Origin of the sequence: Delftia sp. WY8, assembly GCF_018437695.1 — a bacterium.
In the GTDB taxonomy this organism is placed as follows: domain Bacteria; phylum Pseudomonadota; class Gammaproteobacteria; order Burkholderiales; family Burkholderiaceae_C; genus Comamonas; species Comamonas tsuruhatensis.
Map to the genome: position 1 here is coordinate 4,641,704 of NZ_CP049795.1, position 18,931 is coordinate 4,660,634.

The window sequence follows — 18,931 nt, forward strand, 5'->3', positions numbered from 1 at the left end:
CTCAGATGCGGTGAGCGGTCGTCGTCATGACCTTGGCGGCCAGGCGCATCAAGGCGCGGGCGGGGGGCGGCAATTCCAGGGCACCGGCTTCGCGCGCAGCGGCGGCATGGCGTTCCTCGTCATCCTTCATGCGGGCCACCACGGCCAGCGAAGGGCGGTCCTCCTCGGGCAGACGGCCCAGATGGGATTCCAGGTGGGCGGAAACCTGCTCCTCGGTCTCCACCACGAAGCCCAGGCTGGCGGCGTCACTGATCTTGGCGGCCACCACGCCGATGGCGAATGCCCCGGCGAACCACAGCGGGTTCAGCAGGCTGGGTCGGTCGCCCAGGGCGTTGAGCCGGTCGCGGGTCCATGCCAGATGGTCGGTTTCCTCGCGGGCCGCCTCCAGCAGATGCTCGCGCAGCACCATGTCGCGCGTCACCATGGCCTGGGCGTTGTACAGCGCCTGGGCGCAGACCTCTCCGACATGATTGACGCGCATCAAGGCGCCCGACAGGCGGCGCTGTGCCTCGGTCAGCTCACCCTCCGCGATGCCGGTGGCGGGAGAGCGCTCGGCCGCGGAAGGCTGTGCAAACAGGGTGCGAAGCGCCGCATCGGCGGCAGTCAGTATCTTGTCCATGGGCGGTCCCTAGAGCGGAAAATCTTGGCAAATTCAGGGTCTGAACGGTACACCAGGACGACATGCCCTCTCTTTGTGCAAGCGCAACAAGGCCGGCGCGATGTTCGGGTTGGGCCTGATTGTGTTGGTCTGCAGGTTTGTTGCGGCAGTGCAACGAAAAACGGGGGTTCAAGCCCGTTTGTGGGTGAATTTCTTTGCATGGGCAGCGGCGGTCTGGTGCAATAGGCCCTAACTTCCCCACCAGGAGGTTGGCGCGGGAAACCGGTGGAGCCTCAGGCCAAGCCTCTCTTCCTCACGACCGGCGCCCTTCTAAACCTTGGAGTAACTCGTAATGAAAAAATCTCTGATTGCCCTGGCAGTGCTGGCTGCTTCCGGCGCCGCAATGGCTCAATCCTCCGTGACCCTGTTCGGTATCGTGGACACCAACGTTGCCTACGTGAACAAGGACGCAGCTGGCGACAGCCGTTATGGTCTGGGCACCAGCGGCGCTTCCACGAGCCGTCTGGGCCTGCGCGGCACGGAAGACCTGGGTGGTGGTCTGAAGGCTGGCTTCTGGCTGGAAGGCGAAATCTTCGGTGACGATGGCAACGCCAGCGGCTTCAACTTCAAGCGTCGTTCCACCGTGAGCCTGTCGGGCAACTTCGGTGAAGTGCGCCTGGGCCGTGACCAAGTTCCGACCTTCCAAAAGCTGACCTCCTACGACCTGTTCAGCGCCACCGGTATCGGCCAGTTCATGGGCTTCCGTAACTGGGCTGCTGGCCAAGGCGCCGACGACAACGGCATCCGCGCTAACAACCTGATCTCGTACTACACCCCCAACTTCGGCGGTTTCAACGCCGGCTTTGGCTACGCTTTCGACGAAAAGCAAACCATCGGTACTGCTGACAGCGTCGGCCGTTACATCGGCGGTTACGTTGCATACGACAACGGCCCCCTGAGCGCCAGCCTGGGCGTTGCCCAGCAAAAGACTGCCGTTGGCGGCCTGGCTACCGACCGTGACGAAATCACCCTGGGTGCTTCGTACAACTTCGGCGTTGCCAAGCTGAGCGGCCTGCTGCAACAGACCAAGTTCAAGCGCGACATCGGCGGCGACATCAAGACCAACTCCTACATGCTGGGCGCTTCGGCTCCCGTGGGCGGCGTGGGCGAAGTCAAGCTGCAGTACGCTCTGTACGACCAGAAGGCCATCGACTCCAAGGCTCACCAGATCACTCTGGGCTACGTGCACAACCTGTCCAAGCGCACCTCTCTGTACGGCAACCTGGCATTCCTGAAGAACAAGGATGCTTCGACCCTGGGCCTGCAAGCCAAGGGCGTGTACGCTGGTGGCGTGCAAGCTGGCGAAAGCCAGACTGGCGTGCAAGTCGGTATCCGCCACGCTTTCTAATGAACGGCTGGCGTAAGCCAGTTGCCATTTGAAGCAAAAAAGAGCCAGTCTTCGGACTGGCTCTTTTGTTTTGTGCTAGGGAAAGACCTGTGTTGTGCTTGTGCCAACGGTGACGAGGCGGGAAAAGCGTTTCTAGAATGAAATTTCCACCAACCAATCGTTAACAAGAGAGAGACAACACAATGAATTCTTCATTCGTGAAAAAGAGCGTGGCACTGGCGGTGTTGGCAGCAACGGCACCCTTGGCAGCATTCGCCCAGCAAAGCAGCGTACAGCTGTACGGCATCGTCGATGCCGGCGTGCGCCACACCACCAATGAAGGCCCGACCAAGAGCGGCAAGACCCAGATGATCGGCGGCGGCATGTCGCAAAGCCGCTGGGGCATCAACATCACCGAGGACCTGGGCGGCGGTCTGGCAGCCATTGCCAACCTGGAAGCCCGTTTCCTCACCGACACCGGCGAGCAGGCTGCGGCCAGCTACTTCCAGCAATCCTGGGTGGGCCTGCGCAGCAAGAGCTTCGGCCAGATCACCCTGGGTCGCCAGTACAACATGCTGTTCGATCTGGTGACGTCCACCTATGCCTCCTTCCCGTATTCGCCGTACATGGAGGCCTACAAGCCTGAAATCGGCATGTCCATGGGCGCGCGCGCCAGCAACATGGTCAAGTACCTGGCCGAGTTCGGCCCCGTGCGCGGCGCATTGCAGTATTCGTTCGACGAGAACAACACCTTCGACAAGGTCGGCACTGGCGTGGTGCCCGGTGGCGCCATCAAGACGGCCGGCGGCTATCTGCGCTACTCGCAAAGCGGCATTTCCGCAGGCGCCGGCTACCTGGGTACGACGCTGCCGGCCGGCACCAAGGTCGATGCCTATACCCTGGGCGGCTCCTACCGCGTGGGTCCCTGGTACGTCAACCTGGGCTACGGCCTGAACAAGCGCAAGGACGCATTCCCGGCGGCAACCGCAGGCGGTGGATTCGACCAGGCCATCCTCAACTCCTTCTGGACGGGTTCGTCCAACGGCGGCTTCGTGGCCGGCGACGCCAACAAGCGCCAGATGTACAAGATGGGCTTCGGCTACCAGATCACGCCCCAGATCAATGTGGGCGCGCATTACTACCATGCCAAGCAGTCGGGCTCGGGCACGGGCAATTTCAATGGCAAGGCAGACTTCCTGGTGGCGGTGCTCGACTACGCCTTCTCCAAGCGTACGGATGCCTATGTGGCCCTGGACCACACCAAGACCAGTGGCGGCTCGGGCGTGATGCTCGACGCCAATGGCGCCACCAAGCGCACGGGCTTCACCGTCGGCCTGCGCCATCGCTTCTGAGCGCGCGGCGTTTGCGCAACGGATGGCCTCCTTCGGGAGGCCTTTTTGTTTCCTGTCGATGGGCTGACGGTGGGCGGGCGCGATTTCCTGCGTTAAGGTAATGCGCAGGCCAATGAAGCGAAAGAACCAAGGCGATGGAAGCCACTCGATACAAGGCAGGCGGTCGGGTCTTTGCCCAGATCGCTCAGTACCACCCCGAGCTGACGGCGCTGCGCCGCGAGCTGCATGCGCATCCTGAGCTGGGGTTCGAGGAGCGCTTCACGGCTGCGCGCGTCAAGGAGGCCTTGCGGCAATGCGGCGTGGACGAGATCCACGAAGGCCTGGGCACCACGGGCCTGGTGGCCGTGATCCGTGGCCAGGGGCATAGCTCGGGAGCGATGGTGGGCCTGCGTGCCGACATGGATGCACTGCCCATGGTCGAGCACAACGAATTTCCCTGGAAATCGGGCAAGCAGGGGCTGATGCACGGCTGCGGGCATGACGGCCATACGGCCATGCTGGTGGGCGCCGCCCGCTACCTGGCTGCGACACGGCGTTTCGACGGCTCGGCCGTGCTGGTCTTTCAGCCTGCCGAGGAAGGACGGGGCGGCGCGCGGGCCATGATCAATGACGGGCTTTTCGACCGCTTTCCCATGCAGTCCGTGTACGCCATGCACAACTGGCCCGCCATGCGCGCCGGCACCGTCGGTATCAACATGGGCGCGATGATGGCGGCGGCCGACCGCATCACCATCGAGATCACGGGGCGCGGCGGCCACGGCGCCCATCCCTACCAGACGGTGGACGTGGTGCTGGCGGCCGCGCACATCACCACGGCGGTGCAGAGCATCGTCTCGCGCAATGTGCGCGCCATCGACAGCGCCGTCATCAGCCTGTGCGCCGTGCAGGCCGGGGACCTGGGCGCCTTCAGCGTGATGCCGGGCACGGCAACGCTGGTGGGAACCGTGCGGACCTTCGATCCCGCCGTGCAGGACCGTGTCGAGCAGCGCCTGCAGGAGTTGTGCAGCGCGGTGGCGCTGGGGCTGGGTGCCACGGCCAAGGTCAACTACGAGCGCATCTATCCCGCCACCATCAACTCCCCCACGGAGGCCGCCTTTGCGGCCGACGTGGCCCAGGCGCTGGTGGGCGTGGAGAACCTGGACCGGCAGCTGGAGCCCAGCATGGGTGCGGAGGATTTTTCCTTCATGCTGCAGCACAAACCCGGCGCCTACCTGCGCCTGGGGCAATCCACGGGCGCCCAGCCCGGGGTGCCGCTGCACAGCAGCCGGTATGACTTCAACGACGAGGTGCTGCCGCTGGGCGCTGCCCTGCACGCCAGCTTGATCGAGCAGGCCATGCCGCTGCCTTCGCAGGACGTATAGCGCAGGCGGAGCCGGTCAGCGGGGCTGTCCCTCGGTCGCAAGAAGGTGGGCCTTTACCGTTTCCAGGATCTCGTCGGACAAGGCTGGATTGGCGGCGACCGTGGCACGTGCCAGGACCAGGGCGCCCACCATGCTGCTGAGCATGGCCATGGCCTGGGCGCGCTGTGCGGCATCGGGTGCCTGATCGTCGCCAAGTGTGCCGATCACGCGCGCAAACCTGCCGATGTTGCGTTCCACCCCTTCGGCGAACACCGCTGAAAGATCACCGCCTGCCCGAGCCACGTCCACGGCCAGCGCCGCAGCGGGGCAGCCCTCGCCGGGGCTGTCGCGGTGCTGCGGCGACAGATAGGACTGCACGCGCGCGGCAAGGCTGCCGGCCTGTTCACCCTGCAGGCCGTCCAGCGGCGCGATGGACCAGTCGAAGGCGCGTGCGCAGGCTTCGCGCACCAGCGCGTCCTTGGATTCGAAGTGGCGATAGAGCCCGCCGTGGGTGAGTCCCGCGCCGCGCGTCACCTCGGCCACGCCGACGCCGTCCAGCCCGTGCTCGCGGTACAGCCGCGCAGCGGCTTCGAGGATGTCCTGCCGGTTCTGCGCGGCCTGGGCTTTCGTGACTTTCATGTGCACTGTCCAATGATTATGGTTGTCATCAAAATGCGTTTATGATGACGACCATCATCATAAGTCCGTGCCTGCAGGCAATGCTCACCATCTGCGGCAGGGGCTGTGCACTCTACAGGGAAGAACCGATGAACGCCTCTTCAATCCCGAGCAGCCTGTGCCCCGTGCGCGCTGCAGTCTCTGCATGGTCCATCAGGGAGCGTTCATGAGCACGGGTCCTCTCGCACGCCGCGTGGTCATCACGGGCATGGGCATGGTCTCGCCGCTGGGGCGGGGCACTGAACTGGCCTGGCGCCGGCTGCTGTCCGGCGCATCGGGCCTGAGCCGGCTGCCCGAGGATCTGGCGCCCGATGTGCCGGGCCAGGTGGCAGGCCAGGTGCCCGACCTGGCCCGGGACCCGGAAGGCGGCTGGGACATCGATGCCGTGGTCTCGCCCAAGGACCAGCGCAAGATGGACCGCTTCATTCCGCTGGCACTGGACGCTTCGGACCAGGCCCTGGCCCAGGCCGGCTGGCAGCCGGCCAGCGAGCAGGAGCGCACGCGCACGGCCTGCATCATTGGCTCGGGCATCGGCGGCTTTGGCGCCATTGCCCAGGCCGTGCGCACCACGGACAGCCGGGGGGTGTCGCGCCTGTCGCCCTTCACTGTACCGTCTTTCCTGGTCAATCTCGCGGCCGGGCATGTGTCGATACGCCATGGGCTCAAGGGCCCGCTGGGTGCGCCGGTCACTGCCTGCGCAGCCAGCGTGCAGGCCCTGGGCGACGGCCTGCGCATGATCCGTTCGGGCGAGGCCGACGTGGCGCTGTGCGGCGGCGCCGAGGCGGCCATCGACCGCGTGAGCCTGGGTGCGTTCGCGGCGGCCAAGGCCCTTTCCACGGGATACAACGACCGGCCCGAAGAGGCCTCACGCCCCTTCGACGCGGGCCGCGACGGCTTTGTCATGGGCGAGGGCGCGGGCGCCCTGGTGCTGGAGGGACTGGACCACGCACTGGCGCGCGGCGCCGTGCCGCTGGCCGAAGTGGTGGGCTACGGCACCAGTGCCGATGCCTATCACATCACCTCGGGCCCGGAAGATGGCGACGGCGCGCGCCGCAGCATGGCACAGGCGCTGGCCATGGCCGGGCTGTCGCCGGATCAGTTGCAGTACCTCAATGCCCACGCCACCTCCACGCCCGTGGGCGACCGGGGCGAGCTGGCGGCCATGCGCTCCCTGTTTGGCGAGGGCAGCGGTGTGGCGATCAGCTCCACCAAGTCGGCCACGGGCCATCTGCTGGGCGCGGCGGGCGCGGTGGCGGCCATCTTCACGGTGCTGGCGCTGCGCGACCAGATGGCGCCGGCCACGCGCAATCTCGTGGAGCCCGATCCCCTGGCCCAGGGGCTGGACCTGATCGCCGGCGCGGCAAGGCCCTGGGCCATGGAGCATGCCCTGGTCAACGGTTTCGGCTTTGGTGGCGTCAACGCCTCGCTGGTGCTCCGGCGCTGGCAGGGCTGAACGAGGCGGGTGCGCCTGGGGGCCGGTGCTACGTGTAGCGCTTGGCCCGCAGGTTGTTCTTCATCTGCTCCAGCGCAGGCTGCAGGGCCGGGCCGATGCGCAGCGCCACGCAGGTGGCCAGCACGTCGATGACCAGCAGGTGCAGCAGGCGCGACACCATGGGGCTGTAGCGGTCGTAGCCCTCGGGATGGTCGGCGGCCAGATGGATGTGGCAGGCCGAGGCCAGGGGCGAGCCGCTGGCGGTGATGGCAATCGTGGTGGCGCCGTTCTTGCGCGCGATGTCGGCGGCGTCCATCAGGTCGCGCGTGCGGCCCGAGTTGGAGATGATCACCGCGCAGTCGCCGGGTCCCAGCAGGGTGGCGCTCATCACCTGCATGTGGCCGTCGCTGGTGGCCAGGCTGGTCACGCCCAGGCGAAAGAACTTGTGCTGCGCGTCCTGCGCCACGATGCCCGAGTTGCCCGCGCCGTAGAACTCGATGCGCCGGCCTGTCTGCCAGGTCGAGGCGATGGCCTGCGCCGCCTGCTCTATGGCCGTGGTGCTGGCGGCATTGCGGTATTGCAGGAAGGCGGCCACGGCGTTGTCCACCACCTTGACCATCACGTCGCTGGTCTTGTCGTCGGTGTCCACGCTGCGGTGGATGAAGGGCACGCCCTCGCTGACGCTGCCGGCCAGCTTGAGCTTGAAGTCGGCCAGGCCGTCGTAGCCCATGCTGCGGCAAAAACGCACCACCGTCGGCTTGCTGACATGGGCTCGCTCGGCCAGTTCGCGCACCGGCTGCCGTGCGAAGGCCCGTGGATCGGCCAGCACCAGGCGGGCCACGCGTTGTTCGGCGGGAGCAAGCGAGGGCAGCGAGGCGGTGATGCGGTCCAGCATTAGGCGGTGGGCGTTGTTCTATGGGTAAAGGGAAGCGGTTGCCGCAAGGCAGGTCCAGCGCGCATTTTGCATGAGCGGCAGCCTTCGCTTACTTTCCTGACGCCAATGCAAACCATGCGCGCGCATACACTCGGAGGATTTGCCGGTACAACCGCACCGCCCTGGTGCGATACCGCCCCTCGCCAGGCTCCCGCCCAAAGGATGTTCCATGAACCAGCTTGATGCGCTTCGACAGTACACGACCGTGGTGGCCGATACCGGCGACTTCCACCAACTGGCCCAGTTCCAGCCGCGGGATGCGACCACCAATCCCTCGCTCATCCTCAAGGCGGTGCAAAAGCCCGAGTACGCACCGCTGATGCGCGCCACCGTGGCCCAGTACAAGGGCCGCAGCCTCGACGAGGTCATGGACCGCATGCTGGTGCGCTTCGGCTGCGAGATCCTGAACACCATTCCGGGCCGTGTCTCCACTGAAGTCGATGCGCGCCTGTCGTTCAATACCTCGGCCACCGTGGCGCGTGCCGAGCGCCTGATCGAGCTGTACCAGGCCGAAGGCGTGCACATCGACCGCGTGCTCATCAAGATCGCCTCCACCTGGGAAGGCATCGAGGCGGCGCGCCAGCTGGAGCTGCGCGGCATCCACACCAACCTCACCCTGCTGTTCTCGTTCTGCCAGGCCGTGGCCTGCGGCCAGGCCAAGGTGCAGCTGATCTCGCCCTTCGTGGGCCGCATCTACGACTGGTACAAGAAGCAGGCCGGCGCCCAGTGGGACGAGGCCGCCATGGCCGGCGCCAACGATCCCGGCGTGCGCTCCGTGCGCGCCATCTACGAGCACTACAAGCACTTCGGCATCGCCACCGAGGTCATGGGCGCGAGCTTTCGCAACACGGGCCAGATCGTGGCGCTGGCGGGCTGCGACCTGCTGACCATCGCCCCCGAACTGCTGGCCCAGCTGGGCGCCAGCGATGCGCCCCTGGCGCGCGCCCTGGACCCCGAGGCCGCGCGGACCCTGGCCCTCGATCCCGTGCACTACGACGAGGCCGGTTTCCGCCTGGCCCTCAACGAGGACGCCATGGCCACCGAGAAGCTGGCCGAAGGCATACGCGCCTTCGCTGCCGACACCCGCAAGCTCGAAGCATTGATGCAGCAGGCCGCAGACTGATTGGATGAAGATCTTGCCCGTTTTGTGCAACACCTTGCCGGCCTGGTCGGCACTTGAACGCCATTTCAACGAAGACATCCGGTCCCTGGATCTGCGCCAGGCCTTTGCCGCGGACGCGGGCCGGCTGGACGCGCTGAGCCAGCAGGCGCCCCATGTCTTTGCCGACCTGTCCAAGAACCTCTGGACCGAGCGCACCGAAGAGCTGCTGCGCGAGCTGGCGCAGCAGACCGGCGTGCTGGCCCAGCGCGACGCCATGCTGGCCGGCGAGCCCGTCAACTGCACCGAAGGCCGTGCCGTCATGCACTGGCTGCTGCGCATGCCGCGTGACGGCGGCCAGCTGCGCCACTGCGCCACCGTGCAGCAGTGGCAGCCGGCCATGCACGAGGCGCTGGCACAGGTGCACGAGACGCTGGATGCCATGCTGGCCCTGGCCGAGCAGGTGCGTGGCGACGAGGGCATCACCGACATCGTGAACATCGGCATCGGCGGCTCGCACCTGGGCCCCGAAGTGGTGGTCAATGCGCTGGAGGACTGGGTCGATGCGGGCAAGAATTTCCATTTCGTCTCCAACGTCGATGGCCATGAGCTCGGCCATGTGCTGCGCCGCGTGCGCCCGCACAGCACGCTGTTCCTGATCGCCTCCAAATCCTTCACCACGGCCGAGACCATGCTCAACGCGCACTCGGCGCGCCGGTGGTTTCTGGAGCAGGGCGGCAGCGAGGATGCGCAGGCCGCGTGCTCCATCGACCGGCACTTCGTGGCGCTCACCACCAATGTGCAGGCCGCAGCCGACTTCGGCATCCGCCGCACGCTGGGATTCTGGGACTGGGTGGGCGGTCGTTTTTCGCTGTGGTCGGCCATCGGCCTGCCGGTGGCCATCGCCATCGGCGCGGCGCAGTTCCGTGCGCTGCTGGACGGCGCCCATGCCATGGACGCGCATTTCTTTTCCTCCGGCGTGGAGGGCAACCTGCCGCTGCGCCTGGGCCTGCTGGACGTCTGGTATCGCGATTTCTGCGGCTTCTCCAGCCGCTGCATTGCCCCCTACAGCCATGGCCTGCGGCGGCTGACCGCCTATCTGCAGCAGCTGGAGATGGAGAGCAACGGCAAGGGCGTGACGCGCGACGGGCAGACACTGCCCGTGCGCACGGCGCCCGTGATCTGGGGCGAGCCTGGCACCAATGGCCAGCATGCCTTCTTCCAGATGCTGCACCAGGGCCAGGACGTGATTCCCGTGGAATTCATCGCGCTGCGCGACGGCGGCAAATACCTGGGCGCCCACCACCAGAGCCTGGTCGTCAACGCCATTGCCCAGGCCCAGGCCCTGATGGAGGGGCGCCACGGCGAGGGTGCGGAGCGCCATTGCGCGGGCAACCGGCCCAGCAGTTTCCTGCTGCTGCAGCAGCTCGATCCGGCATCGCTGGGCGCCCTGATCGCACTGTACGAGCACCGTGTCTTCTCGGCCGGTGCGGTCTGGGGCATCAACAGCTTCGACCAATGGGGCGTGGAGCTGGGCAAGCACCTGGCGCGCCAGCTGCATGCGCGCCAGGACAGCGGCGACTGGCAGGGCGTCGATGCCTCGACGCAGGGCCTCATGCACCGGCTTGCGGCAGGGGCGGCCGGCTGACCGGGCGCGGCGGGCCTGTGGCCCCCGCGGCGCACCAGCAGGGTGCCGGGTCATGTGGGTGGAGCATGACCTTCTTCCATTTCATCGTTATGCACAGGCGCCTGATTGCTCGATAGTTGATGCAATCGCCTTGACGGCGGCCCTGCTTGCATGCAGCCAGTGACGGCGGCTCGGCAGGGTGGAGGCGCAGCGCGCCTTCGGATCTGCAACAACTATCCAAGGAGACCCTCGATGCGATTCGTACTGGCCCATGTGGCGATGGCATGTGTGGTGGCGGCAACTGGCGCTGCCCATGCACAGGAAGCGGCCGGCACGCTGGACAAGATCCAGAGCACAGGCAAGGTGGTGATGGGCGTGCGCGAAAGCTCGGCGCCCATGGCCTATGCCTTCGGGACCACGCAGAAGTACGTGGGCTACCACGTCGAGCTGTGCGAGAAGGTGCTGGCCCAGATCGTGCCCAAGGCCAAGATCGAGTACATGGCCCTGACCTCGCAGAACACCATGCCCCTGGTGCAGAACGGCACCGTGGACATCGGCTGCGGCCCGACCACCAACAACCTCGCGCGCCAAAAGCAGGTGGCCTTTGCCGTGACCACCTACGTGAGCCAGGTGCGCATGGCCGTGCGCGCCGACTCGGGCATCACCTCCTTCAAGCAGCTCGACGGCAAGCCCGTGGCGGCCTCGGCCGGCACGACTGCCGTGCAGCTGCTGCGCAAGTACGGGCGCGACAATGGCGTGAACCTGCCCACCTCGCTGGGCAAGGACCATTTCGAGAGCTTTCTGATGCTCGAATCGGGCCGTGCCGATGCCTTCGTGCTGGACGACAACCTGCTGGCCGGCGTCATCGCCAACTCCAAGAACCCTGCAGGCTTCAGGATCGTGGGCGAGGTGCTGGGCTCCGAGCCCATCGCCATCCTGTTTCGCCGCGACGATCCCGCCTTCAAGAAGGCTGTGGACGACGTGCTGGTGGGCATGATGGCCTCGGGCGAAGTGGCGAAGATCTACGACAAGTGGTTCGTGCAGCCCATTCCGCCCAAGAATGCCCCGCTGAACCTGCCCATGAGCGACATGCTCAAGCAGCTGCTGCAAAAGCCCAACGACAAGCCGCTGGAGTCCTACGCGCAGCAGTGACCACGGGCCCGGACCCGGTCATCGCGACCGGGCCAGTTCGGCCACTGCCTGTGCCAGTGCCGCAATGCCTGCATCGATCTGATCGGTGGCAATGGAGGACAGGCGCAGCCGGAAAAAGGGGCAGGGCTGGCGCGACGTCGCAAAGAACGCGCTGCCTGCCTCGATCAGCACGCCGTGGCGGCGCGCCACGGCGGCCAGCGCATCGGCATCCAGCCACGCCGGCGCCTGCACCCACAGCGATGCGCCGCCCTGGGGCTGGCGGAAGATGAAATCCGGCAGGTGTGCGCGCAGCGAGCGGTCCACCTGCGCCACGCGTTCCAGCATGGCCTGGTTCACGCGGCGCGCATGGGCCTCATGGTGGCCCAGCGACAGGAACAGCGCATAGGCGTGCTGCAGAAAGGCGCTGGGGTGGCGCACCATGGCATGGCGCAGCACGCGCAACTCGTCGATCAGCGCGCGCGGCGCGACGATATAGCCCAGCCGCAGCGCGGGCGACAGGCTCTTGGACAGCGAACCCACATAGATCACACGCCCGCCCTTGTCCAGGCTCTTGAGCGCGGGCATGGGCGTGCCATGGTAGAGGTTCTCGGCCTCGTAGTCGTCCTCGATGATCACGAAATCGCCCTGCTCGGCGCGGCGCAGCAGCTGCTCGCGCCGCTGCAGGCTCAGCGTCACGGTGGTGGGGCTCTGGTGCGAGGGCGTGACGAACAGGTAGTCCAGCGGCGGCAGGCCATCGACCACCACGCCTTCCTCGTCCACGGCCACGGGCACCCAGTGGGGGCGGCGCAGCGAAAAGGTGTTGCGCGCATGCGGGTGGCCCGGCTCCTCGAAGCCCAGCCGCTGCGAGGGGTCCAGCAGCGCGTCGGCCAGCAGGTAGAAGGCCTGCTGCGCGCCCACGGTGACCAGGATCTCTTCCTTGAGCGCGAACACGCCGCGCCGGGGCAGCAGGCGCAGGCGGATCTGCTCGATCAGGTCGGGCACATCGTCGGTCTCGAAGTCCGGCGTCCACTGCGGCAGCTGGGCGCGCGCCAGGCTGCGCGTGCAGCATTCCCGGAAGCCTTCGGTGGGAAACAGCGCGGGATCGTGCATGCCGTAGACGAAGGGGTAGGGGTACTCGCGCCACTGCAGCGGCTTGGACAGCGTGTGCCTGTCCGTCAGCGAGCGCAGCACGCGTGCAGACCAGTCCGGTGCGGGCTCCCCGGGACTTGCCGCAGGCAGGGCCACGGCGCCGTCCACACCAGCCAGGCGCGAATCCCGGGCCACGAACACGCCGCTGCGCGGGCGGGCTTCCAGAAAGCCTTCATCCACGAGCTGCTCGTAGACCGTGGTCACGGTATTGCGCGACACCTCCAGAAGGCGCGACAGCTCGCGCGAGGGCGGCATGGCCGCGCCGGGCGGCAGGCGGCCTTCGAGGATGGGCTGGACCAGGGCCAGGCGCAGGCGGTCCTTCAGGGGAAGGCCGGGCTGCTCGGGCAGCGCGAACAGGCGGGCCCACTGGTGGCGTGGGTCTGTGGCGGAAGGGGTGCTCATGGCGCAACGGAGGCAATCGGGGGGCGTTCTTGGCGCGGCCGGGCAGAGGGCGCGCGGTCGGCGCCATGTTGCGGTGCGGGTGCGGGCAAGTAAAGGTTTGGGCCGGCCGACGCGGGTAAACACCGGGCCTCTGGCTCCTACGTTTGGACGGCTGTGGCCCCCGCGGCCCGCGCCCTTGTTGCGTATTCTGGATTGAAGGCAGCGAGCCGCGCGGCCTGGCGATCCAACGAGGGAGACAGTCCATGCACACCATCACTTTCCGACGCCGCGCCCTGGCGGCCCTGGCCCTGGCCGGCGCGCTGGCGGGCCTGGCGGCCACGCCGCTGCAGCCCCAGGCCCAGGAGCCGCAGCGCGGCGGCACCCTGATCGTGGGCAGCACCCAGGTGCCACGGCACCTGAACGGCGCCGTGCAATCGGGCATTGCCACGGCCATGCCTTCCACCCAGCTATTCGCCAGCCCGCTGCGCTTCGATGACCAGTGGAAGCCCCAGCCCTACCTGGCCGAGTCCTGGAAGCTGGCCGAGGACGGCAAGTCGCTGACCCTGAACCTGCGCAGGAATGCCGTGTTCCACGACGGCAAGCCCATCACCTCGGCCGACGTGGCCTTCTCCATCATGGCCATCAAGGCCAACCACCCGTTCCAGACCATGCTGGGGCCCGTGGAGAAGGTGGACACGCCCGACCCCTACACGGCCATCATCCGCATGAACGCGCCGCATCCGGCCATCCTGCTGGCCATGAGCCCGGCGCTGGCGCCCATACTGCCCAAGCACATCTATGGCGACGGTGCCGACCTCAAGACCCATGCGCGCAACAGCGCCGACGTGGTGGGCTCGGGGCCGTTCAAGCTGACCGAGTTCCGCGCGGGCCAGCGCATCGTGATGGAGCGCTTCGACAAGTTCTTCCTGCCCGGCCGGCCCTACCTGGACAAGCTGGTCTTCAACATCGTGCCCGACTCCTCCAGCCTGCTGCTGAGCCTGGAGCGCGGCGACGTGCAGATGGTGCCCTACCTGCAGGCCTCCATCGACCTGAAGCGCCTGTCCACCAATCCCCAGATCACGCTGACCGGCAAGGGCTTCGAGGGCATAGGCTCGATCAACTGGCTGGCCATCAACACCGACAGGAAGCCGCTGGACGACGTGCGCGTGCGCAAGGCCATTGCGCATGCCATCGACAAGAACTTCATCACCAAGGCGCTGATGGGCGGCTTTGCCACCGTGGCCGACGGCCCCATCGTGGCGGCCAGCCCCTTTGCCTCGGCCGACCTGGTGCGCTATCCGCTGGACCTCAAGAAGTCGGCGGCCCTGCTGGACGAGGCCGGCCTCAAGCCCGGCGCCAATGGCGAGCGCTTCAAGATCACCATCGACTACCTGCCGGGCACGGACGAGCAGCAAAAGAACGTGGCCGAGTACGTGCGCGCCCAGCTCAAGAAGGTGGGCATCGCCGTCGATGTAAGGGCCTCGGCCGATTTCCCGGCCTGGTCCCGGCGCCTGGCCACGCATGACTTCGACCTGTCCATGGACATCGTCTTCAACTGGGGTGATCCGGTCATCGGCGTGCACCGCAGCTACCTGTCCACCAACATCAAGCCCGTGGTCTGGACCAACACCCAGTCCTACCGCAATCCCAAGGTGGACGAGCTGCTGAACACGGCCAGCGGCACGCTGGACACGGCCGAGCGCAAGAAGCTCTATGCGGCCTTCCAGAAGACCGTGACCGACGAGCTGCCGGTGATCTTCATCAACAACTCGCCCTACCACACCGCCGCGCGCAAGAACGTGGGCAACCTGCCGACCACGGTCTGGGGGCCGGCCTCGCCCTACGACGAGATCTTTCTGAAGTAGTCGGGGAGGTGCAGTCCATGGCTTTTCTTCGCACACTCCTCAAGCGGCTGCTGCAGGGCCTGGCGCTGGTGCTGGCCGTGGTGGTGCTGAACTTCATGCTGGTGCATGCGGCGCCCGGCGACCCCGTGGAGACCATTGCCGGCGCCAGCGGCGGCATGGAGCCCGAGCTCATGGCCGAGCTGCGCACACGCTACGGGCTGGACCGGCCGCTGCCCGTGCAGCTGGGCATCTACCTGGCGCGCGTGGCCAGTGGTGATCTGGGCTACTCCTACTTCTTCAACCTGCCGGTGGCGCAGATGATTGCCGAGCGCGTGCCCGCCACCTTGCTGCTGGTTCTGGCCGCCGTGCTCACGGCCTTCGTGGTGGGCACGCTGCTGGGCGTGCTGTCCTCGCGCCGGCCCAACGGCCTGCTGTCGCAGTGCATCACCGTGCTGTCCCTGGTGGGCTTTGCGGCGCCCGTGTTCTGGACCGGCATGCTGCTGGTGCTGGCGTTTGCCTCCTGGTGGCCCGTGCTGCCGGTGTCGGGCATGCGCTCGGCCGATGCCGCAGGCGGCGCGGGCCTTGCCGACCTGCTGGACGTGGCCCGGCACCTGGTGCTGCCCGCGCTGACACTGGCCCTGGTCTACCTGGCGCAGTACAGCCGGCTGTCGCGCTCGTCCATGCTGGACGTGCTGGGCGCCGACTACATCCGCACGGCGCGCGCCAAGGGGCTGGCCGAGCATGTGGTGCTCTACCGCCATGCGCTGCGCAACGCGCTGCTGCCCGTGGTGACCATGCTGGGCCTGCAGTTCGGCAACGTCATGGCCGGCGCCATCATCGTCGAGACGGTCTTCAACTGGCCGGGCCTGGGCCGGCTGGCCTTCGACTCGGTGCTGCGGCGCGACTACCCGACCATCCTGGGCGTGCTGCTGTTCTCCTCCATCGTCGTGGTCGTGATGAACCTCGTCACCGACCTGTGCTACCGGCTGATCGATCCCCGCATCAAGGCGGCCTGAGACCATGAATGCCATCACACCACCTTCCGTGTCCGTGCCGAGCGTCGCCGCGCCGCAGGCCGCAGCCCATGCCGAGCACCCGGCGCGCGAAGCGCTGCGCATGTTCCTGCGCAACCCCTCGGCCATTGCCGGCATGGCCATGCTGCTCATCGTGCTGCTGGTGGCCATCGCCGGCCCCTGGATCTGGCCTGCGGACCCGTTCGAGATCCGCACCATGCCGCTGAGCCCGCCGTTCAGCGAGGAGGCCTGGCTGGGCAGCGACCAGCTGGGGCGCGACGTGCTCACGGGCATCATCCACGGCGGCCGCGCCACGCTGATGGTGGGCGCCTTCGCGGCTTTGCTGTCGGTGTGCATCGGCGTGACGCTGGGGGCGATGGCCGGCTACTACGGCGGCCGCGTCGATGCGCTGCTGATGCGCGTGACCGAGTTCTTCCAGGTGCTGCCCGCGCTGCTGTTCGCCATGGTGGTGGTCACGCTGTTCTCGCCCTCGCTGGTGACGGTCACGCTGGCCATCGGCAGCGTGAGCTGGCCGGCCACTGCGCGGTTGACGCGGGCCGAGTTCATGCGCATCCGCCAGCTTGAATTCGTGCGCGCGGAGAGCGCCATCGGCGCGCGCCACGGCCGCATCATCTGGAAGGTGATCCTGCCCAATGCGCTGCCGCCGCTGGTGGTGTCGGCCACGCTGGCCGTGGGCGCCGCCATCCTGTTCGAGGCCGGCCTGTCCTTCCTGGGCCTGGGTGATCCCAACCAGATGAGCTGGGGCCTGATGATCGGGTCGGCCCGCCAGTACCTGCTGTCGTGCTGGTGGGCCGTGGCCTTTCCCGGTGCCGCCATCTTCGTCACCGTGCTGGCCGTCAGCCTGATCGGCGACGGCCTCAACGATGCACTCAACCCCAAGCTGAGGGAGCGCTGATGGACACCGACACCCCCCTGTTGCAAGTCAGCGGCCTGCGCGTGGCCTTCCAGGGCCGGCGCGGCCAGGCCACGGTGCTCAACGGCGTGGATTTCGATCTGCGCGCGGGCGAGACGCTGTGCGTGGTCGGCGAATCCGGCTGCGGCAAGAGCATGACGGCGCTGGCGCTGCTGCGCCTCATTCCCTCGCCTCCGGGTCGCATCACGGGCGGGCAGGTGCGCTTCCAGGGCGAGGACCTGGTGGCCGCCGGCGAGGCCCATATGCGCCAGGTGCGCGGCAACCGCATCTCCATGATCTTCCAGGAGCCGATGACCTCGCTGAACCCGGTGCTCACCGTGGGCGAGCAGATCGCCGAGCCGCTGCGCCTGCACGCCGGCCTGGACGCGGGCGCCGCGCGCCAACGCGCCGTGGAAATGCTCCGGCAGGTCGGCATCCCCGCACCCGAGCGGCGCGTGCACGAGTACCCGCACCAGTTGTCGGGCGGCATGCGCCAGCGCGTGATGATCGCCATGGCCCTGGCCTGCCGGCCCGACATCCTGATCGCCGACGAGCCCACCACGGCGCTGGACGTGACTGTGCAGGCTCAGATCTTCGACCTGCTGCGCGAGCTGCAGCGCGACAAGGGCACGGCCATCGTGCTGATCACGCATGACATGGGGGCCGTGGCCGAGATGGCCGACCGCGTCATGGTCATGTATGCGGGCCGCGTGATCGAGCAGGGCCGCTGCGAACAGGTGCTGTCGGCGCCCGCCCATCCCTACACGCGCGGCCTGATCGCCTGCCTGCCCGAGCTGGGCAGCAGCCAGGCAGGCGGGCGCACCGAGCTGCCCGAGATCCCCGGCGTCGTGCCCTCGATCTGGGAGTTGGGCAGCGGCTGCGCCTTCCGTGCGCGCTGCCGCGAGGCCCAGCCGCGCTGCGCCAGCGAAGCGCCGCCGCTGGTCGCGCTGGATGATCCATCCCACGGCGTGGCCTGCTGGCTGCACGCTCCCGCTTCCCGCATCCGAGCCCATACGGAGGCCCTGGCATGAACGCACGCATGGACGATACCCTCTTGCAGGTGGACGATCTCCAGGTCCACTTTCCGCGCCCGGGCAAGGGCCTGTTCGGCAGGCCCGAGGTGGTCAAGGCCGTGGACGGCGTGTCCTTCAGCCTGCGGCGCGGCAGCACGCTGGCCGTGGTGGGCGAGTCGGGCTCGGGCAAGACCACCACGGCGCTGGCCGTGATGCGCCTGGCGCCCGTGACGGCGGGCCGCATGCAGCTGGGCGATACCGACCTGGGCGGCCTGTCGGGTGAGGCCCTGCGCCAGGCGAGGCGGCGCATGCAGATCGTGTTCCAGGACCCGTTCTCCTCGCTGAATCCGCGACAGCGCGCGGGCGATGCGGTGCGCGCTCCGCTGGACCTGATGGACGTGGGCACGCCGGCCGAGCGCGAGGCGCGCGTGGCCGAGCTGTTCACCCAGGTGGGCCTGCGGCCCGAGCAGCGCCAGCTGTTCCCGCACCAGTTCTCGGGCGGCCAGCGCCAGCGCATCAACATCGCGCGCGCCCTGGCCACGCGGCCCGAACTCGTGGTCTGCGACGAGCCCGTGTCGGCGCTGGACATCGCCATCCGCGCCCAGATCCTCAATCTGCTGGCGCGGCTGCAGCGCGAGCTGGGCCTGAGCTACCTGTTCATCTCGCACGACATGGCCGTGGTCGAGCACATCTGCGACGACATCGCCGTCATGTACCTGGGCCAGATCGTGGAGCGCGCACCGCGCCAGGCTTTCTTCGCGCGGCCGCTGCATCCCTACAGCGTGGCCCTGATGTCGGCCGTGCCCACGGTGCGCGGCGGGCGCGAGCGCGCGGCGCGGCGCATCCGGCTGGCCGGCGATCCGCCCAGTCCCATCGACCCGCCTGCGGGCTGCCGCTTCGCCGGGCGCTGTCCCGTGGCCGTGCCTGCGTGCTCGGCCGAGGCGCCACCGCTGCGCGAAGCCGCCCCCGGCCACTGGGTGCGCTGCATCCGCGTGGACCACATCGATGGCGTGCCGCGCGCGCCGCTGGCCCTGTGAACC

The 18,931-nt window shown here is 67.7% G+C and carries 16 protein-coding genes; 12 read left to right on the top strand and 4 right to left on the bottom strand.

Annotated elements, in window-relative coordinates:
* Position 1 precedes the first annotated feature (1 nt).
* Positions 2-619 (bottom strand): 2-polyprenyl-3-methyl-6-methoxy-1,4-benzoquinone monooxygenase, encoded by a 618-nt coding sequence (gene coq7 / locus G4D77_RS21355; RefSeq protein WP_016448723.1) that lies wholly within the window; start codon positions 617-619, stop codon positions 2-4.
* A gap of 331 nt (positions 620-950) precedes the next feature.
* Here coq7 and G4D77_RS21360 point away from each other — a divergent pair, with 331 nt between their 5' ends.
* From G4D77_RS21360 to G4D77_RS21370, 3 genes are all read left to right on the top strand, one after another.
* Complete coding sequence (locus G4D77_RS21360) at positions 951-2,006, top strand: porin (protein ID WP_016448722.1); 1,056 nt, start codon at positions 951-953, stop codon at positions 2,004-2,006.
* A 182-nt stretch (positions 2,007-2,188) separates the two neighbouring features.
* Positions 2,189-3,337 (top strand): porin, encoded by a 1,149-nt coding sequence (locus G4D77_RS21365; RefSeq protein WP_016448721.1) that lies wholly within the window; start codon positions 2,189-2,191, stop codon positions 3,335-3,337.
* 134 nt (positions 3,338-3,471) lie between these two features.
* The gene (locus G4D77_RS21370; RefSeq protein WP_047472722.1) at positions 3,472-4,698 is read left to right on the top strand and encodes a M20 aminoacylase family protein; all 1,227 of its coding nucleotides are present in this window, start codon (positions 3,472-3,474) and stop codon (positions 4,696-4,698) included.
* Between the two features lie 15 nt (positions 4,699-4,713).
* Here the strand turns inward: G4D77_RS21370 and G4D77_RS21375 are convergent, their stop codons facing one another.
* A complete protein-coding gene (locus tag G4D77_RS21375; RefSeq protein WP_046240742.1) occupies positions 4,714-5,316 on the bottom strand; it encodes a TetR/AcrR family transcriptional regulator in 603 nt (200 codons plus the stop codon).
* 205 nt (positions 5,317-5,521) lie between these two features.
* On the opposite strand from G4D77_RS21375, the gene fabF reads away from it, so the two are divergent.
* Positions 5,522-6,808, top strand: coding sequence for a beta-ketoacyl-ACP synthase II (fabF, locus tag G4D77_RS21380; RefSeq protein WP_047218864.1), 1,287 nt, complete (start codon positions 5,522-5,524; stop codon positions 6,806-6,808).
* A 28-nt stretch (positions 6,809-6,836) separates the two neighbouring features.
* Here the strand turns inward: fabF and G4D77_RS21385 are convergent, their stop codons facing one another.
* Positions 6,837-7,682: a MurR/RpiR family transcriptional regulator gene (locus tag G4D77_RS21385; protein WP_016448717.1), complete on the bottom strand. Its 846-nt coding sequence runs from the start codon at positions 7,680-7,682 to the stop codon at positions 6,837-6,839.
* 208 nt (positions 7,683-7,890) lie between these two features.
* Between G4D77_RS21385 and tal the strand changes: the two genes are divergently transcribed.
* The 3 genes from tal (at position 7,891) to G4D77_RS21400 (ending at position 11,599) form a co-directional block, all read left to right on the top strand.
* Positions 7,891-8,844: a transaldolase gene (gene tal, locus G4D77_RS21390; protein WP_203400408.1), complete on the top strand. Its 954-nt coding sequence runs from the start codon at positions 7,891-7,893 to the stop codon at positions 8,842-8,844.
* A gap of 4 nt (positions 8,845-8,848) precedes the next feature.
* Positions 8,849-10,468, top strand: a complete 1,620-nt coding sequence (gene pgi / locus G4D77_RS21395; protein ID WP_154833541.1) for a glucose-6-phosphate isomerase — start codon at positions 8,849-8,851, stop codon at positions 10,466-10,468.
* 231 nt (positions 10,469-10,699) lie between these two features.
* Positions 10,700-11,599, top strand: a complete 900-nt coding sequence (locus G4D77_RS21400) for a transporter substrate-binding domain-containing protein (RefSeq protein ID WP_047326428.1) — start codon at positions 10,700-10,702, stop codon at positions 11,597-11,599.
* Between the two features lie 18 nt (positions 11,600-11,617).
* Here the strand turns inward: G4D77_RS21400 and pdxR are convergent, their stop codons facing one another.
* Positions 11,618-13,129: a MocR-like pyridoxine biosynthesis transcription factor PdxR gene (gene pdxR / locus G4D77_RS21405; protein WP_154833542.1), complete on the bottom strand. Its 1,512-nt coding sequence runs from the start codon at positions 13,127-13,129 to the stop codon at positions 11,618-11,620.
* A 242-nt stretch (positions 13,130-13,371) separates the two neighbouring features.
* Here pdxR and G4D77_RS21410 point away from each other — a divergent pair, with 242 nt between their 5' ends.
* From G4D77_RS21410 to G4D77_RS21430, 5 genes are read left to right on the top strand one after another with little or no spacing between them, the layout of a single operon-like run.
* Positions 13,372-14,973 (top strand): ABC transporter substrate-binding protein, encoded by a 1,602-nt coding sequence (locus tag G4D77_RS21410; RefSeq protein ID WP_154833543.1) that lies wholly within the window; start codon positions 13,372-13,374, stop codon positions 14,971-14,973.
* A gap of 17 nt (positions 14,974-14,990) precedes the next feature.
* Entirely contained in the window at positions 14,991-15,968 is a 978-nt protein-coding gene (locus G4D77_RS21415) for an ABC transporter permease (RefSeq protein ID WP_012207467.1), read from the top strand.
* Between the two features lie 4 nt (positions 15,969-15,972).
* A complete protein-coding gene (locus G4D77_RS21420; RefSeq protein ID WP_043790046.1) occupies positions 15,973-16,881 on the top strand; it encodes an ABC transporter permease in 909 nt (302 codons plus the stop codon).
* Positions 16,881-17,909 (top strand): ABC transporter ATP-binding protein, encoded by a 1,029-nt coding sequence (locus tag G4D77_RS21425; protein ID WP_016448710.1) that lies wholly within the window; start codon positions 16,881-16,883, stop codon positions 17,907-17,909. Before G4D77_RS21420 ends, G4D77_RS21425 begins: the two co-directional genes overlap by 1 nt.
* Positions 17,906-18,928 carry an ABC transporter ATP-binding protein gene (locus tag G4D77_RS21430; protein ID WP_016450885.1) on the top strand — a complete coding sequence of 341 codons (1,023 nt, stop codon included), beginning with the start codon at positions 17,906-17,908 and terminating at the stop codon, positions 18,926-18,928. The genes G4D77_RS21425 and G4D77_RS21430 overlap by 4 nt, the downstream gene beginning before the upstream one ends.
* The last annotated feature ends 3 nt before the right edge of the window (positions 18,929-18,931 follow it).

Coding starts and splice junctions, on each gene's coding strand:
- G4D77_RS21415 (WP_012207467.1), top strand. CDS start 14,991: ATGGCTTTTCTTCGCACACTCCTCAAGCGGCTGCTGCAGGGCCTGGCG.
- coq7 (WP_016448723.1), bottom strand. CDS start 619: ATGGACAAGATACTGACTGCCGCCGATGCGGCGCTTCGCACCCTGTTT.
- G4D77_RS21400 (WP_047326428.1), top strand. CDS start 10,700: ATGCGATTCGTACTGGCCCATGTGGCGATGGCATGTGTGGTGGCGGCA.
- fabF (WP_047218864.1), top strand. CDS start 5,522: ATGAGCACGGGTCCTCTCGCACGCCGCGTGGTCATCACGGGCATGGGC.
- G4D77_RS21420 (WP_043790046.1), top strand. CDS start 15,973: ATGAATGCCATCACACCACCTTCCGTGTCCGTGCCGAGCGTCGCCGCG.
- G4D77_RS21365 (WP_016448721.1), top strand. CDS start 2,189: ATGAATTCTTCATTCGTGAAAAAGAGCGTGGCACTGGCGGTGTTGGCA.
- G4D77_RS21375 (WP_046240742.1), bottom strand. CDS start 5,316: ATGAAAGTCACGAAAGCCCAGGCCGCGCAGAACCGGCAGGACATCCTC.
- tal (WP_203400408.1), top strand. CDS start 7,891: ATGAACCAGCTTGATGCGCTTCGACAGTACACGACCGTGGTGGCCGAT.
- G4D77_RS21410 (WP_154833543.1), top strand. CDS start 13,372: ATGCACACCATCACTTTCCGACGCCGCGCCCTGGCGGCCCTGGCCCTG.
- G4D77_RS21430 (WP_016450885.1), top strand. CDS start 17,906: ATGAACGCACGCATGGACGATACCCTCTTGCAGGTGGACGATCTCCAG.
- pdxR (WP_154833542.1), bottom strand. CDS start 13,129: ATGAGCACCCCTTCCGCCACAGACCCACGCCACCAGTGGGCCCGCCTG.
- pgi (WP_154833541.1), top strand. CDS start 8,849: ATGAAGATCTTGCCCGTTTTGTGCAACACCTTGCCGGCCTGGTCGGCA.
- G4D77_RS21385 (WP_016448717.1), bottom strand. CDS start 7,682: ATGCTGGACCGCATCACCGCCTCGCTGCCCTCGCTTGCTCCCGCCGAA.
- G4D77_RS21370 (WP_047472722.1), top strand. CDS start 3,472: ATGGAAGCCACTCGATACAAGGCAGGCGGTCGGGTCTTTGCCCAGATC.
- G4D77_RS21425 (WP_016448710.1), top strand. CDS start 16,881: ATGGACACCGACACCCCCCTGTTGCAAGTCAGCGGCCTGCGCGTGGCC.
- G4D77_RS21360 (WP_016448722.1), top strand. CDS start 951: ATGAAAAAATCTCTGATTGCCCTGGCAGTGCTGGCTGCTTCCGGCGCC.